The sequence below is a fragment of the Solobacterium moorei genome (assembly GCF_036323475.1).
Taxonomy (GTDB): domain Bacteria; phylum Bacillota_I; class Bacilli_A; order Erysipelotrichales; family Erysipelotrichaceae; genus Bulleidia; species Bulleidia moorei.
Map to the genome: position 1 here is coordinate 2,543,869 of NZ_AP028934.1, position 17,210 is coordinate 2,561,078.

Annotated in this window: 13 protein-coding genes; 8 read left to right on the top strand and 5 right to left on the bottom strand. The window is 39.1% G+C overall.

The window, feature by feature from the left end:
* Positions 1-305: 305 nt before the first annotated feature.
* From purE to RGT18_RS12770, 8 genes are read left to right on the top strand one after another with little or no spacing between them, the layout of a single operon-like run.
* The gene (gene purE, locus RGT18_RS12735; RefSeq protein WP_028077354.1) at positions 306-803 is read left to right on the top strand and encodes a 5-(carboxyamino)imidazole ribonucleotide mutase; all 498 of its coding nucleotides are present in this window, start codon (positions 306-308) and stop codon (positions 801-803) included.
* 19 nt (positions 804-822) lie between these two features.
* Positions 823-2,277 carry an amidophosphoribosyltransferase gene (gene purF / locus RGT18_RS12740; protein ID WP_006524976.1) on the top strand — a complete coding sequence of 485 codons (1,455 nt, stop codon included), beginning with the start codon at positions 823-825 and terminating at the stop codon, positions 2,275-2,277.
* Positions 2,261-3,304 (top strand): phosphoribosylformylglycinamidine cyclo-ligase, encoded by a 1,044-nt coding sequence (gene purM / locus RGT18_RS12745; protein WP_028077353.1) that lies wholly within the window; start codon positions 2,261-2,263, stop codon positions 3,302-3,304. The genes purF and purM overlap by 17 nt, the downstream gene beginning before the upstream one ends.
* A complete protein-coding gene (purN, locus tag RGT18_RS12750; protein WP_028077352.1) occupies positions 3,301-3,897 on the top strand; it encodes a phosphoribosylglycinamide formyltransferase in 597 nt (198 codons plus the stop codon). The genes purM and purN overlap by 4 nt, the downstream gene beginning before the upstream one ends.
* Before the next feature lies 1 nt (position 3,898).
* Positions 3,899-4,603, top strand: coding sequence for an IMP cyclohydrolase (locus RGT18_RS12755; protein ID WP_028077351.1), 705 nt, complete (start codon positions 3,899-3,901; stop codon positions 4,601-4,603).
* Between the two features lie 12 nt (positions 4,604-4,615).
* A complete protein-coding gene (locus RGT18_RS12760; RefSeq protein WP_028077350.1) occupies positions 4,616-5,791 on the top strand; it encodes a phosphoribosylaminoimidazolecarboxamide formyltransferase in 1,176 nt (391 codons plus the stop codon).
* 13 nt (positions 5,792-5,804) lie between these two features.
* A complete protein-coding gene (gene purD / locus RGT18_RS12765; protein ID WP_028077349.1) occupies positions 5,805-7,079 on the top strand; it encodes a phosphoribosylamine--glycine ligase in 1,275 nt (424 codons plus the stop codon).
* Positions 7,076-10,792 (top strand): phosphoribosylformylglycinamidine synthase, encoded by a 3,717-nt coding sequence (locus RGT18_RS12770; protein ID WP_028077348.1) that lies wholly within the window; start codon positions 7,076-7,078, stop codon positions 10,790-10,792. Before purD ends, RGT18_RS12770 begins: the two co-directional genes overlap by 4 nt.
* A gap of 214 nt (positions 10,793-11,006) precedes the next feature.
* Here RGT18_RS12770 and RGT18_RS12775 read toward each other — a convergent pair whose 3' ends face one another.
* From RGT18_RS12775 to RGT18_RS12795, 5 genes are all read right to left on the bottom strand, one after another.
* Positions 11,007-12,335, bottom strand: coding sequence for an ISL3 family transposase (locus tag RGT18_RS12775; protein ID WP_338174770.1), 1,329 nt, complete (start codon positions 12,333-12,335; stop codon positions 11,007-11,009).
* Between the two features lie 349 nt (positions 12,336-12,684).
* Positions 12,685-14,265 carry an IS66 family transposase gene (gene tnpC / locus RGT18_RS12780; protein WP_051241081.1) on the bottom strand — a complete coding sequence of 527 codons (1,581 nt, stop codon included), beginning with the start codon at positions 14,263-14,265 and terminating at the stop codon, positions 12,685-12,687.
* Between the two features lie 225 nt (positions 14,266-14,490).
* Positions 14,491-14,850: an IS66 family insertion sequence element accessory protein TnpB gene (gene tnpB / locus RGT18_RS12785; protein ID WP_338174904.1), complete on the bottom strand. Its 360-nt coding sequence runs from the start codon at positions 14,848-14,850 to the stop codon at positions 14,491-14,493.
* Complete coding sequence (gene tnpA, locus RGT18_RS12790) at positions 14,843-15,196, bottom strand: IS66 family insertion sequence element accessory protein TnpA (RefSeq protein WP_338174902.1); 354 nt, start codon at positions 15,194-15,196, stop codon at positions 14,843-14,845. Before tnpA ends, tnpB begins: the two co-directional genes overlap by 8 nt.
* A gap of 387 nt (positions 15,197-15,583) precedes the next feature.
* The gene (locus RGT18_RS12795; RefSeq protein ID WP_338176176.1) at positions 15,584-16,756 is read right to left on the bottom strand and encodes an IS110 family RNA-guided transposase; all 1,173 of its coding nucleotides are present in this window, start codon (positions 16,754-16,756) and stop codon (positions 15,584-15,586) included.
* Between the last annotated feature and the right edge of the window lie 454 nt (positions 16,757-17,210).

Sequence of the window (17,210 nt, forward strand, 5' to 3'; positions counted from 1 at the left end):
GTATAGGAGTTTTACAACAATTCTTGTTTTCTTCTATTTTTCATCTTTACTTCTAGTCCCTATTTGTTATGATAGTTACGTGTTTTATGGTTTGGTAACGGATGTCTTTGGGACAGGAAGGATGGAGCTATGGCTTTAGGTGTTGTGACTCTCCGAACAATAGAATATATTGTCGGTACTTCGACAAATACATTTCTGATGGCGGTTTTCTGCGCCCAAAAATGTGGAAAGAATGTTTTTTGAATACGATCTGTGGAGAAATCTCCACGGATTTTTTGTTTTATTAGAAAATGGAGGAAGGTAAGATGAAAAAAGTAGCGATTTTAATGGGCAGTGATAGTGACTTTGATGTGATGTCAAAGGCAATTTCGGTGTTGAAGAAATTCGAAATTCCGGTAGAAGTACATGTATATTCTGCACATCGTACACCAGAGAAGGTTGCAGAGTTTGCCTCAAATGCGAAGGATAATGGCTTCGGTGTCATTATTGCGGGAGCTGGTATGGCAGCTGCCTTAGCAGGTGTAGTAGCAGGACATACAACGCTACCAGTCATTGGTGTTCCTCTGAAGTCCAATGCGTTAGAGGGCGTAGATGCATTATTATCTACCGTTATGATGCCTAGTGGTATCCCAGTTGCGACGGTAGCAATTGACGGTTCTAAGAATGCAGCATATTTAGCTGCACAAATTTTAGCTATCAGCGATGAAGAACTTGCGAAGAAAGTATTAGAAAGTCGTCAGAAACAAAGTGCAGCAGTATTGGCGAAAGATCAAGAACTTCAAGAAAAAGCACAGGCATTATAAATATACTAGGAGAGAGAACATGCAGGATATGATTCATGAGGAGTGTGGTGTTTTCGGTATTTACGATAAAAACATGGTGAGTGATGTAGTATCCGATACTTACTATGGTTTATTTGCCTTACAACATCGTGGACAAGAAAGCTGTGGTATTGCGGTCAATGACCGAGGTGTTATCACAGCACATAAGGATGTTGGTTTAGTACGTGATGTATTTGATCAACATGAATTAGATAAACTAGGTAAGGGTCAGATGGCAATTGGTCATACTAGATATTCAACATTTGGAACTGTAAATCATACCAATGCACAGCCTTTACTGGTTCGTCATATTAAAGGGCAACTAGCGATTGCACATAATGGAAATCTAACAAACGCAGCCGAGCTACGTGAGGAGTTAGAACAGAAGGGTGCGATCTTTCATACAACAAATGACTCGGAAATTATTTGTTATATTATCATTCAGGAAAGATTAAAGACATCTTCGATTGAAAAGGCAATTGAAAATACAATGAATCGCATTGAAGGTGCATATAGCCTTGTTGTGATGTCACCTGAAAAGCTAATTGCTGTAAGAGATAAAAAAGGATTCCGACCATTAGTTATGGGAAAAGACAAGGATGGACGAATTGTATTTGCGTCTGAGACCTGTGCGTTTGCGGCTGTTGGTGTGGATTATGTTCGTGATATTGATGCGGGTGAGATTGTCGTAATCGATCATGATGGTGTAGAACATTCTATCCGTACACACTGTAAGGAAAAGCCTCATATGTGTGTATTTGAATATGTGTATTTTGCACGTAGTGATTCTATTCTCCAACATCAACCGGTACATGAAGCTAGACGTAATGCAGGTCGTATCTTAGCAAAGGAACATCCAGTAGAAGCGGATGTCGTAATTGGTGTGCCTGATTCTGGACTAGATGCGGCGCAAGGCTATGCGGAAGAATCGGGTATTCCTTATGGTATGGGCTTTATCAAGAATCGTTATATCGCACGTACGTTTATCCAACCAACACAGGGACAGCGTGAAAATGCAGTGAATATGAAGCTTCACGTGATTTCTTCTGTTGTAAAGGATAAGCGTGTCATCATGGTAGATGATTCTATCGTACGTGGAACGACAAGTGCTCGCATTGTAAAGTTACTTCGTGATGGAGGTGCTACAGAAGTTCATGTACGTGTATCTGCACCACCATTTATTTCACCATGTTACTTTGGAACAGATATTGATTCCAAACAGAACCTAATTGCATGTAAAATGAACTTAGAAGAAATATGCGAGTCTATCGGTGCAGATTCCCTAGGATATTTAAGTGTCGATGGTGTAAAGAAGATGGCAGTGGATGCGGATTGTGATTTCTGTACGGGATGTTTTACAGAGAAGTATCCTGCCCCAATTCCTAAGCATTCTGAAAAATCAAAATTTGAAATGAAAATCGAAAAGAAGGAGAATAAACATGACGAAGAGCTATAGCGATGCTTATAAGGCTGCAGGGGTTGATGTAACTGCTGGATACAAAGCAGTAGAACTCATGAAGAAGCACGTATCTCGTACCACAACAGCAGGTGTATTGGATTCCATCGGTGGTTTTGGTGGATTATTTGCACCAGATATGGCTGGTATGAAGAAACCAGTACTTGTATCTGGTACAGATGGTGTTGGTACAAAGCTAAAGCTTGCGATGTTACTAGATAAACATGATACGGTCGGTATCGATTGTGTAGCGATGTGTGTCAATGATGTAGTTTGTGCAGGTGCACAACCACTCTTCTTCTTAGACTATATTGCATGTGGAAAAAATAATCCGGAAAAGATTGCAGAGATTGTAAGGGGGGTCGCAGATGGCTGTGTAGAAAGTGGCTGCGCACTCATCGGTGGAGAGACTGCAGAAATGCCAGGCTTCTATCCAGAAGATGAATACGATTTAGCAGGCTTTACCGTTGGTATCGTGGATGAAGAGAAAATCCTTGATAAAAACAATGTTAAAGTTGGAGATATGATTATTGGTTTAGCTTCTAGTGGTGTACATTCCAATGGCTTCTCTCTTGTTCGTAAAGTGTTTGATATCGATGCAGGTACTACACTACAGGATTACGCAAATGTATTAGGGAAACCACTAGGAGAAACATTATTAACACCAACAAGGCTATACGTAAAACCAGTACTGCATGTACTCAAAGAGGTGAATGTGAAGTCTATCGCACACATTACAGGTGGAGGCTTCTATGAAAACTTACCACGCGCTTATGGCGAAACACTAAATGCAAGTATTACAAAGGGAAGCTGGCCTATCTTACCAATCTTTCATCTCTTACAGGAAAAGGGTAATGTTCCTGAACATGATATGTTCAACACCTTCAATATGGGAATTGGTATGGCAATGATCGTATCACCAGAAGATGTTGAAAAAACAATGTCTATCTTAAAAGAGAATGGTGTAGACGCATACCAGATTGGTGTAATGGAAGAGGGCGACCATTCGGTCGTTATCCACGAATGAGTAATATTGCAGTACTTGTCTCGGGTGGAGGTACTAATCTACAAGCACTGATAGATGCCCAAGGAAATGTATTACAGCACGGCAAAATTAAGCTGGTTATTTCATCAAAACCAGATGTATATGCATTACAACGTGCTGAAAAAGCAGGTATTGATCACTGTGTTATCGCCAAGCGTGATTACATAACACAGGAAGAATTTTCAACTGCATTATTAAAGAAAGTACAATCATATCAAATTGATATGATTGTACTAGCAGGATATCTTTCGATCTTGGATGAGACAATCATTCGTGCATATCCAGATCGTATTATCAACATTCATCCATCCTTGATCCCTTCCTTCTGTGGGAAAGGATATTATGGATTGAAGGTACATGAAGCAGCGCTTGAATATGGTGTAAAGGTAACAGGTGCTACCGTACACCTTGTCAATGAGATTCCTGATGGTGGAAAGATCTTACTACAAAAGGCAGTAGATATCCTGCCATCAGATACACCAGAGGTATTACAACAAAGAGTCATGGAAGAAGCAGAATGGATATTACTTCCACAAGCGACGGAAATGATTGCGAAAGAAATAGAAGGGAAATAACATGCAGACAAAAGACTTATATGAATACCTAGGTAGTAGAAGCTATCCTGGAAGAGGAATTGTAATCGCACGTACACCATGTGGAAGAAAGATGCGTATCGCATACTTCATTATGGGACGTAGTGAGAATAGTAGAAATCGAATCTTTACAGAAACAGAGGATGGTATTCGTACAGAAGCGTATGATATTTCAAAGCTAGTTGATCCTTCTCTGATTATCTATTCTCCAGTTAGAAAACTTGGGAATACATTGATTGTCACAAATGGTGATCAAACAGATACAATCTATGAAAACATGCAGGCAGGTAAAACTTTTGAAGAGGCTTTACGTCTACGCACTTTTGAGCCAGATGAGCCAAACTATACACCGCGTATTTCTGCAGTGGTGAATGGGTTTGACTATCAGATGTCGATCTTAAAGAGTGCAGAAGGTAATCCAAATAGTACATGTCGCTATTTCTTTGATTATACAGAAGAACTACCAGGACATGGTCATATCATTCATACTTATCAAAATGATAAAAATCCACTTCCTTCATTCGAAGGGGAGCCAGTACGCTTCAAACTAGTCAAAGAACCATTCGAAGCTTTTGCACAACATGTATGGGAAAGCTTGAATGCGGATAATAAGATTTCACTATATGTAACACAGATTGAACCAGGTAGTGATGAAGTAAAGACAATCATCTTTAACAAGAATCAATAGGAGAGTGCATTTATGACAAAAGAAATTGCGTTAAAGTACGGCTGTAATCCAAATCAGAAGCCGGCGCGTATTTACTTAGATGATCAAGAGCTACCAGTAACTGTATTAAATGGCAAACCTGGATATATCAATTTCCTTGATGCGTTAAATAGTTGGCAACTCGTTAAGGAGCTCAAAGAAGCCACAGGCTATCCAAGTGCCGCAAGCTTCAAGCATGTAAGTCCTGCAGGTGCCGCAATTGGAACACCATTAAGTGAAGTAGAAAGAAAGATCTATTTTACAGGTGATGAAGAATTATCTATGCTTGCATGTGCATATGTAAGAGCACGTGGTGCAGATCGCATGAGTTCCTATGGTGATTTTGCGGCCTTATCTGATATTTGTGATAAAGATACAGCATTACTATTAAAGAAAGAAGTCTCTGATGGTGTTATCGCACCGGGTTATACAGAAGAAGCGTTAGAAATCCTCAAAGCAAAGAAAAAGGGTAACTATGCTGTAATTCAAATCAATCCAATGTATGTGCCAAAAGAAATCGAAAGAAAACAGGTATATGGAATCTACTTTGAACAAGGCCGAAACAATGTACATATCGATGAATCATTATTAACAAACTTTGTGACAAAGAATACAGAACTAACAGAACAAGCAAAGCTAGACTTACTAATTGCAATGATTACACTGAAGTATACACAATCTAACTCCGTTGTATACGCAAAGGATGGACAGGTAATCGGTGTCGGTGCAGGACAACAATCCCGTATTCACTGCACAAGACTAGCAGGTAGTAAGGCTGATAACTGGTGGCTTCGTCAACACGAGAAAGTGTTGAATTTACCATTTAAAGAAGATATACGTAGAGCAGACCGCGATAATACAATCGATATTTATCTTTCGGAAGATTATGAAGATGTATTACAGGATGGCGCTTGGGAGCAGTTCTTTACTAAACAGCCATCTGTATTTACAAGAGAAGAAAAGAAAGCTTGGATCAAGCAACAGCACGACGTAGCGCTAGGCTCAGATGCGTTCTTCCCATTTGGGGATAATATTGAAAGGGCGTATAAGAGCGGTGTGAAATATGTAGTACAACCAGGTGGTTCAATTCGTGACGATCATGTTATCGATACTTGTGATAAGTACGATATCGTCATGGTATGTAATGGAGTACGTTTGTTTCATCACTAAGAGGAGGTAATCTATGAAGGTTTTGGTACTTGGTTCCGGTGGTCGTGAACATGCGATTATTCGCAAACTAAAAGAGAATCCAACGATTGAAGAAATTATCTGCGCACCTGGCAATGGCGGTATTGCGGCAGATGCCAAGTGCGTCAATGTCAGTGCAATCGATTTAGTCAATATGGTTGACCTTGCTAAAAATGAGAAGGTTGATTTCTGTGTGGTAACACCAGATGATCCTCTTGCGATGGGCATGGTTGATATTCTGGAGATGGAAGGAATTCCTTGTTTTGGCCCAAACGCAAATGCAGCAATCATTGAATCATCAAAAGTATTTGCGAAAAACTTAATGCAAAAATATCAGATACCAACTGCAGCGTATGCAATATTCTCTGATGCTCAGGAAGCGATTCACTATATCCGTACAGAGAACCGTTATCCAACGGTATTAAAGGCAGATGGATTGGCACTTGGTAAGGGTGTATTGATTGCACAAACAGAAGAGGAAGCTGTCCAAGCAGTCAATGAATTGATGGTAGACCAAGCGTTTGGACAAGCTGGTAAACAAATCGTTATAGAGGAGTTTATGACAGGGCCAGAAGTATCTGTATTAGCGTTTACAGATGGACATGTTGTAGTACCGATGGTATCTTCCATGGATCATAAACGTGCATTAGATAATGATGAAGGCTTAAATACAGGTGGTATGGGCACGATTGCACCATCCCCTTTCTATACAAAAGAGATTGCGGAAACATGCATGAATACAATCTTCCTACCAACTGTTGAAGCGATGAATCAGGAAGGAAGACCCTTCAAAGGTTGTCTATACTTTGGCTTGATGTTAACACCAAAAGGTCCAAGAGTTGTGGAATATAATTGTCGCTTTGGAGACCCAGAGACACAGGTTGTATTACCTCTATTAAAGACAGATTTGTTAACCATCATGCGTGCAGTACACGATGAGAAGTTATCCGAGGTTACGATTGAATGGGAAGACAAAGCCTGTGCTTGTGTCATCCTAGCAAGTGGAGGATATCCACAGAAATATCATAAGGGATATGAAATCAGCGGCTTGGATGATTATGGACAAATCGAAGGTGTAACAATCTATCATGCAGGTACTGCATGGAGAGACGGTAAGTACTATACAAATGGTGGTCGTGTATTAGGGGTAAGTGCAGTCAGCGATACGTTAGAACAAGCACTTCAACTCTCTTATGATAAAATTCAAGAAATTCATTTTACAGATATGCACTATCGTACAGATATCGGCAGAAAGGTGGTAAAACAATGACAGTATTCCGTTGTTTTGTGGAGAAGAAACCTGCATACGCAGTAGAAGCTAAATCCATATTAAATGATTTACACGTTGCCTTACGTAACCAGAAGGTTGAAGCTGTACGTGTTTTAAATCGCTATGATTTAGAAAATGTAGATGAAGAAGATTATATTGCCGCAAAGTATACAATTCTTTCAGAACCACAGGTAGATTTCTTCTATGAAGAAGCGCCTACACCGGATTATGATGAATATATTCTTGCGACAGAATATTTACCTGGACAGTTTGATCAACGTGCAGATTCTTGTGCACAGTGTATTCAACTCAGCTCCATGAAACAAAAGCCTGCTGTAAAGACGGCACGTCTTTATTACATCAAGGGTAAGTTTACAGACGAAGAAAAGAAGTTGATTGAAGAAACTCTGATCAATCCAGTAGAAGCACGAATCGCAAGCTTAGAGAAGCCAGAGACTATCATTATGTCTTTTGAAACTCCAGAGCTTCCGCCAGTCATTGATGGTTTTATCAAACTGGATGAAGAAGGCTTAAAGAAATTCCTCAAGGAACATGGACTTGCGATGGATTTAGAAGACCTCAAGTTTATGCAGGAATACTTCCAAAAAATTGAATGCAGAAACCCGACGATTACAGAGGTGCGTGTCATCGATACCTATTGGTCAGACCATTGCCGACATACAACATTCCATACAGTTATCGATGATGTAGAGATTCAACCTGAATATGTAAAAGATACGTATTTAAATTATCTAGATTTACGCAGTCATATCTATGCCGGTCGTACCTCCAAACCAGTATGTTTAATGGATTTGGGTACGATTGGAGCCAAAGCATTAAAGAAATATGGTAAGTTAACAGATTTAGATGAGTCTGAAGAAATTAACGCATGTTCTGTAAAAATCAAAGTTGATGTAAATGGTGAAGATAAGGATTGGTTATTGATGTTTAAGAATGAAACACATAACCACCCTACAGAAATCGAACCATTTGGCGGTGCTGCGACTTGCCTTGGTGGCGCAATCCGTGATCCATTATCAGGACGCAGCTATGTATATCAAGCAATGCGCGTAACAGGTGCTGCAGATCCGCTAAAGCCAATTAGTGAAACGATGAAAGGAAAGCTGCCACAGCGTAAACTCGTAACAACTGCAGCTGCTGGTTATAGCTCTTATGGTAACCAAATTGGTTTAGCAACAGGGCTTGTACGTGAAATCTATCATCCAGGATACGTTGCGAAACGTATGGAAGTTGGTGCTGTGATTGCGGCTGCTCCAGAAGAGAATGCTGTTCGTTTAAGACCAGAACCAGAGGATGTAGTCATCTTATTAGGTGGACGTACAGGGCGTGATGGTTGTGGTGGCGCAACAGGTTCTTCAAAGTCACACAATATCGAATCATTAGAAAGCTGTGGGGCAGAGGTCCAAAAGGGCAATGCACCAGAAGAGCGTAAGCTACAAAGATTATTCCGTAATCCAGAAGCCGCAAAACTTATCAAACGCTGTAATGACTTTGGGGCTGGCGGTGTAGCAGTAGCTATTGGAGAACTCGCTGATGGATTAGTGATAGATTTAAATAAGGTTCCAAAGAAGTATGAAGGCTTAAATGGAACAGAACTAGCGATTAGTGAGTCCCAAGAGCGTATGGCTGTTGTCGTCAGAAAAGAAGATGCTGAAAAGTTCCAAGAACTTGCAAGCATAGAAAATCTTGAGACGACAATAGTAGCAAAAGTTACAGAAGAACCACGTATGATTATGACCTTGCAGGGAGAAGAAATTGTAAATATCTCTCGTGAGTTCTTAAATACAAACGGTGCAAGTAGACACACATCCGTTGTGGTTGGTGAAGACCAACCAGAAGAAGAGGTTCAAGTAGAAAGTCTTCGTGCAGGTATGGATAAGCTCGTAGAAGATTTAAATATCTGTAGTCAAAAAGGCTTAGCGGAACGCTTTGACACAACGATTGGTAGTGGTACTGTATGCATGCCATTTGGCGGTAAATACCAAATGACACCAAGCCAGGTAATGGCTGCTAAGATTCCAGTATTAGATGGTGAAACAGATACGGCATCGCTCATGTCCTATGGCTATGATCCAGAGTTATCCTCCTTATCGCCATATAAGGGTGCGATGGCTGCGGTCATTGAAGCGATGTCAAAACTCGTTGCGGCTGGTATTGATCCTAAACATGCATGGTTATCGTTCCAAGAATACTTTGGACGTACTGGCGATAATCCAGAGAAGTGGGGCAAGCCATTTGCGGCATTACTTGGTGCACTCAAAGCCCAAGCAGAATTAGAAGTTGCGGCAATCGGAGGTAAAGACTCCATGTCAGGAACATTCGAAGATATCGATGTTCCACCTACACTCATTGCCTTTGCGGTATCTACGGCAAAAGCTTCTCATATTATCACAAATGAGTGGAAGGCTAAAGACCACTATATCTATGCAGTGATGCCAGAATATGATGAGAATGGTATTGTGGACTTTACGAGTGTGCGTGCGGTATTTGATAGAGTTTACTCTTTAATTGGCTCAGGTTGTGTGAAGTCTGCTTGTGCACTCGAACATGGTGGCACAGCAGAAGCACTTCTCAAGTGTAGTCTAGGTAACCGTATTGGTTTTGCATTAGAAGAAGATGTAAATATCAATCAACTCTTTAAGAAGTGCTATGGTGGGTTCTTGTTAGAAACAGATAAAGAAATCGAAGGGCTTGAACTGCTAGGTAAGACAATAGGAGAGTTTGAATTACGTACAAAGGATGAAGCTATCTCCTTAGATGAATTGCAAACTCGCTATGAAGAAAAACTAGAATCTGTATATCCTTGCAATATCAAGCAGAGTGAAAAGGAAATTGAACCTGTATCTGTGGAACGTAGATTTGACATGCATGCAAGTTATGCGGTTGATACTCCACATGTCTTAATTCCTGTATTCCCAGGAACAAACTGTGAATATGATACAGCACGTGCATTTAAACGTGAGGGTGCTGAAACAGAAATCTTCGTAATCAAGAATCTAACAGCACAAGATATCGAAGATAGTGTGGAAAGATTTGTGGATGCGATTGGTCGTAGTCAAATCATCGCACTTCCAGGTGGATTCTCAGGTGGTGATGAACCAGATGGCTCTGCAAAGTTTATCGTTTCCTTCTTCCGTAACCCAAAGGTAAAAGAAGCAGTAGAAGACTTACTCAATCATAGAGAAGGTTTAATGATTGGTATCTGTAATGGATTCCAAGCTCTCGTAAAACTTGGACTTGTGCCATATGGCAAGATTATGGAACCGGATGAATTCCGTCCAACACTGACATTTAACACAATTGGAAGACACCAATCCAAACTCGTTAAGACGAGAATCGCATGTAATCAATCCCCTTGGATGAAATATATGAATGTTGGAGATATTCATACAGTAGCGATTAGCCATGGCGAAGGAAGATTTATCGCAAAAGATAATGTTATTCAAACCTTGATTGATAATGGTCAAATTGCGACACAGTACGTTAACTTTGAAGGACAACCAACATCTGATATTCATTTCAATCCAAATAATTCTGTCTATGCGATTGAGGGAATTACCTCACCGGATGGACGCATTCTCGGTAAGATGGGACACTCTGAGCGTAATGGCGAAAACCTTTATAAGAATGTACCAGATATTGAAAACCAACAGTTGTTATTTAAGGCGGCAGTTGAATACTTTACAAAGTAAGTCTAGAAAAGAAGGGGCTGTAACGCATAACAGCCTAGAAAATAAAATGTCCAACCTCTAAATTAAGCCTAATGTAAAATAACTTGGGGTTTTAGAAAAAACCGCTTTAAAATTACATGGGGGTAAAAAGGTAGAAATTGTAGATGAGAATAATGTCTCTTGTCTACGATTTCTACCTTTTATATGTGCTAAGAAAGAAATGTTTTATTGTTAATTATTTTTTGTATGAACCACGCTTCTTTCCAATCCTTTTGTTGGATTGAAGGTGATCCGTAATTGTGTAATATAGTTTTCTGTTTAACGCGTAGAGCACTCTAGCACGGAATCTTGGAAAGTTTGAAAGACCATTAGAAACATTGATCAGTACACGTAATCTACTATTCATATATTCTGATAGTGCATTCGATTGTTTTCTGTCATCATACGGTCTTCTAAACGAGTTGAGATACTCCTCTTTCCAGTTTGTGATAGATGTCAAAAAGTCTTCGTACGCAGGTATATCAGCAGAAATAAACGCATCTAGTATGGAGGTAATTTCGATTGTACAAGATGGGTAAATAGCAGTTCTATTAAAGTTGCGAAATAATTCTTTTAAGTGGTAGGCAAGCGTTAAAACTGGATCAATCTCCAATAACTGATCATATAAATTTCGATAATTCAATTTTTGCCTAAAGAAACTGTTATATTTCGGCTCGTTATCTAAGTTGTAGTCGGTTTCCAGTAATTTATGCCATGTTTTAAGAAGATAATAAGCTCTACTTCCTTTTTCATAATGATTCATGATATCGATACGTAGACGTGAGAATCCAGATGTAAGATGCTCGATGACATGGAAAGGATCTACAGCGACGATGGCGTTGGGCAGATATTTCTTTACAACATCTTTGTATGGCTGCCACATATCCATGGTCACAATCTTCACTCTTTGTCTCTCACTTAATGGGATATTTTCAAAGTAAGTGCTGAGTTCCTTTTTTGAACGAGACTGTATGACTTCGTTTAGAACACGAGCTTTATTATCGACCATGACACATAAGTAAGAACTGTTTTTTAACGCCATGTCAGAATATAGTTCATCAATTCCTAGATACTCGGGTAAGAACTGCCTTGGAATTCTCAAGTAACTATCGGCATAGAGTTCTACCGTAGGAATAGATACATGTGCTCTTAGTGCAATTGTCTTTAAGTTAATGGAGATATCACCTAGATCTTTCATGATTTGATCGACCATAGAGAAGGTGGAGTGCATACCATCAGGGGTAAAGATATTGTCTTCACTAAAAGTACGATGACAGTCACGACACTTATATCGTCTACGTTTCCAATTGACAATCGTTTTTAGACCAGCGATGTCTTGCGTTTTGAATGTATATGTTAGAAGTCCTTTGCTAGATGTATCAGCACCACAGTAAGGGCAAATGGGGTGTTTATTTATCAGTAGAAGATAAATATTCAAGGTATCATGATTGCGATATGTAGATAGACTTTGAACTTGATCTTGGGACAAGTTCAAAGCAGATGTGATAATATAATCAATAGCCATTTATGGCCTCCTCTCAAGACATTTTCTTTCATAGCAAAAAGATAATAACATGAGAGGTTTTTTTATTTTTGAAGGTACCCCAAGTTTTCTGAAGAAGTATCAAAAAGGCACCCCAAGTCTTCTCATTGCGGTACCCCAACCCCAAGTAATTTTAGAGCGCCCATAATTTAGTGCTCTCTTTTGCCTTTACTTTCATTTTGAATACTCCTATTTCTAAAATAGACAAATATTCTAATTCAATTTTGTCTTGATGGGTATCAATAGAATTAATGGTTTAAATGTAAACGCTAAACCAGTTGTACCATATAGATAAAATAAAATCGTATTTGAGATAGTGTTGTAAAGTATCTCAAGTACGATTTTTATAAATGTTATCTGGTAGTTCTTTTGACCAAGGTAGTAATCTATCTGGTACCTCCACCGTTAGGTCATGTATCGTTTTAGGAAGTTCTTCTAACAGATAGCGAATATATTCGTATATCTTGATATCATTTGCTTTACATGTTTCTACGATACTATAGAGTACTGCACTGGCCTGTGCTCCTTTTATCGTATCGATCATGATCCAGTTCTTTCTTCCTACTGTAAATGGTCGTATCGCTCTTTCTGCCGCATTGTTATCTAGAGGTATTCTTGCGTCCTTTAGAAATTCTCTGAGATAGGATTCTTGATTCAGGGCATAGGTAAAGCCTTTTCCTGTTTCTGATTCTCTTGATACATTCTCCCAATATCTTTTTACCCATGTGAAAAATTCATCCACTAGGGGTGCTACTTTCTCTTTCCTCTGTCTTAGCTTTTCTTGTTCGCCCAATCCCTTCAATTGATTATCTTCGTGATAGATTCTATTGATCCTATCTACCGCTTCCTGGGCAAGTGTCTGACTCGTCTTCACTGCTTTGATGAGCGTCGTGAACTTTCTTTTGAGATGGGTCCAGCACCCAGCTACGGTAAAGCTTTCGGGATCTTCCTTGGCCAACTGGTGATAAGCACTGTAGCCATCACATACAAGTGTCCCTCTAAATCCCTCTAGGAATCTTTGCGGATGTTCATGGGACCTCGTACGTCGATAATCATACAGGACGATCCGCTTTTCTTCCTCATGTGCCCCTGTACGATATACCCACATATAGGACTTACTGCCAGCTTTTCTGCCATCTTTGCTTACCTCGAATGGTGTTTCATCCACATGCAGTATATCCTGTTTGATCATTTCTTCTTTTAACCTATCGTAGAAATGTATCAAATAGTTGTCGGATGCTTGGATCATCCAATTGGCCATGGTGGATCGTGAAATGTTGATCTGGTTTTCTTGGTATGTCTTTTCTTGTCTATATAACGGTACGGCATTGACATATTTGCCCCATATGATAGATGACACCAGTGATGGGGTAGCGATACTGTTTGGCCATAGTTCTACAGGCTTCTGTGCTCGTATGATTGTCTGGTTATCCTTTGCGGCATATACACCAATTTTATAAGTGACCGCTTCGAAAGATGCTGGTATATGTTCCAGTTTCGTTATGATCTGATATGGCAGTCTCTTCCATCCGCTCTTGCCAAATCTTTCATTCAATTCTTCTTCGGATAGTTCGATATATTCTTCACGGTGGTTCGTGATCTTCTGGATGTCTGATGCCCGCTTTCCTTTTGCCTTCTTCCTTGGTGCAGCTTCCTCTAACGTTGGCTCTGGTTGTAGTAAATCAAACAATACTTCAGGTTCATTAAAACCGAGTTCCAACTGTTCAAAGATTCCAGAACTCTGTTTCTCTGTACTTCTGCCAAAGCTTCTTTGATTCATGATCTTGATCTGTTCACTAAGAAGTTTGATAGTAGCTTCTAGACTTTCTACACTGCTTTGCATACTCATAAAGAGCTTTATGATGATGTCCTTTGGCAGGCTTTCTACTTCTTCCTCACTTAGTTTTTTCATTTCCATAGCTTATGTATAAACCATTATGAGGGTGCCGTCAAATGTGGAAAACTTTGATTTTCCACACAAATATTTTACTGGTACCAGCGCATATCTATGGCGTAATAAAAAGGCACGTATCAAGCAGTTTGGGGGCTGGAGTGTAGAAATTCATCTACTGCTTTTTATGTGCCTTATACGCCATCTATAGGCCTATCTTCTTAATAAAAGTTGTGGATAACTTTTTTACAGTATCATCTTTCGTTCTACTTTCTGAATTGTCTTCCTCTGTATGATTGCCATGCCTTCAAACAGCCAATGATACTGTTCGATACTAATGTTCTCTATGTCTTCTGTCTTTCTGGGCCATTGGAATCTTCCTTCCTCCAATCGTTTATACAATAATAGGAATCCATCTGCCTCCCAAAGCAGTCCCTTCATACGATTAGTCTTTCTTCCACAAAACAAGAATAACGTTCCTTCATCAAAAGGATCTAGGTAGAAATGGTTCTGAATGATCGAAGCCAACCCATCTATTCCATTTCTTAGATCTGTATATCCACATGCAATATAGATCTTCTTAAAACCACAATACTCTTTAAGCATGGGATACCGCCCGAATGATCTTTAGTAATAGCTCATCTGAAATATCTTCACCGATCTCTATCTGATGATTGCCCAATTGAATGTGTGCAGAACCATGTCGAATAGGTTTCTTCAATTCTTGAAATGTGACATCTGATGATGGCGGTAAAGTTGCAGGAAAGATATCCATATGATTACCGACTTCTTGCGCCAAGTGGTTACGCAACTTTCGGTGATAATACCAATATTGTTTTTCGTTGATTCCATGTTCGTTACACCACTGTAGAACAGATTGACCACTTGTCTTACATTCCATAATGATCGATACCCATCGCTGTGCCTTTAGCTCTGCCGCTGTCATTATCATAAAATAATCACCCCCAAACCCTCACGATTCTTAAGGGTTCTAGGGTGATTATGACATGACTTATGATTAATATACAGGTACTACCTATTTAGCGTTTACGTTTAAATGTAAATAAAAGAGCCATAATTATCCACTCTTTCAGCGCTATTGAACATCTTCTACTGTACGTACCTCATATATTCCATCACAGTATAGTCCATTTACTTGATGTCCAGCTTTTAAGGTATAGACAACTATATGTAAATCAAGAGTAAAGTGATGAAAAAGTTTGAAAATAGATAACTTGATAAATATACGTGTCGATAGTTCTTTGAAAAGTGAATTGTGTACAATAAAAACAACTATCTTTACATAGTTTGGCTTTCAACTGGAATTATGGGATTAAGACTATTTCAATTTTTCAGGATTGAATCTTTCACCTGTGGAAAGTATCTTGTATATAACGCGTAAGAGTTTACGTATACAGTGACCTTGTGCACAGCGGTAACTCTTACCCTGTGAAATCTTCTTTTGATAGAATGCTTGGAATATAGGGTTGAAGCGTATGACAACATCAATGATTTGATATAGTGTCTTGCGCAAGTATTTTGACCCTTTCTTTTCTAACCGCGTATGTGTCATACTATAGGTGCCGGATTCATAAACGCATGGGTTTACACCGGCGAACTTGATGAGTTTCTTTTCGCTAGAGAAATAAGTAATGTCACCAAGTTCGGAGATGATCGACATAGCTGAAAAGTGGGAAATTCCAGATATGTCCAAGATAGGAGAGTTTAGTTGATGACTGAATTCTTCTATTTTTTTATCGATTTCACCTAATATTGAAGTTAATCTTCTGATAAGAGAAATCAAAAATGGAATATCCATTTCAATCGCAAGGTTGTGTTGACCGATAGATTCCTTAGCAGCTTTCTTAAGTTGTTCTGCAGAGATTGATACGGAACGACCTACGCCAACATTTTTCAATGTATTCCGTAACAGGCGGATATCGGTATTGGCGATTGTATGAGCACTATGGTAGGTATCTAGTATCTCGAGATAGGTTTTTGAATATTTGGTGTTGAGAAGAGAATTGAATTCTGGAAAGACAATATCAATTGATTTCTGTAACTGATACTTATAGCGGTTGATTTCTTCCGTATGTGTATGGTGCATACGTGTCAGTTGACGTACCGTAGCGTAATCAATAGATTGTGCATGTTGGTCTCTGTAGAAATTAGGATTCATCATCGTGTTGGCAATGACGAAACAATCGATTCTATCGTTTTTGACTTTGTTGGAAGCCTTACGGATATGAGATGTAACGATGGGGTTTAACATAACGACCTTATACTGTTTTTCCAATAAGAAGTTGCGAAGATTGTCTCCGTAATGTCCCGTATCTTCCATACCAACGAGGTGTTTCTTTTTAAAGAATGGTTTGATATTTTTCAATAAGGATTGGAAGCCGATGATATCATTAGTGAAATCAAAGGATTCTACAAGGACGGTGCCATACGTGTCTATGACACAAGCGGTGTGTTTGAATTTAGCTACATCAATACCGATAAAGTAACGCATAAAAATATATCCTTTCTGTAAAATATGAATATGTATTCCACTTACAAAGTATCCGCATAGATCCTGGTAAAAGATAAGAGTTCAAAGACCCATACAACTGATCTCGATTCTGAATATTAAGAAGTGGCAAGATTCTAAAAAATGAAGTCAAAGCTTCAAGGAGGTTGTCAAAGTACACATTCACGATTTCAATTCTATCAAAAACAGTCCTGACGGATACGAGGTCAGGTAGAAAGAAAACGTATATTCAATTTAGTCAGCTATATGAGTCAAATTGAATATACCAGGAGGTATTTTTTAGTGTTTCGACCTTATAACAGATTGAATAGAAATAGTAAGTTATCACTCGATCACTAGCCGGTACATATTGTACTCTTTCTAAATCGAGAGAAATTTGTAGTTTGGTATTAAAACCAATTACCTTTTGCAATATTGACTGCATTTGAACATTATC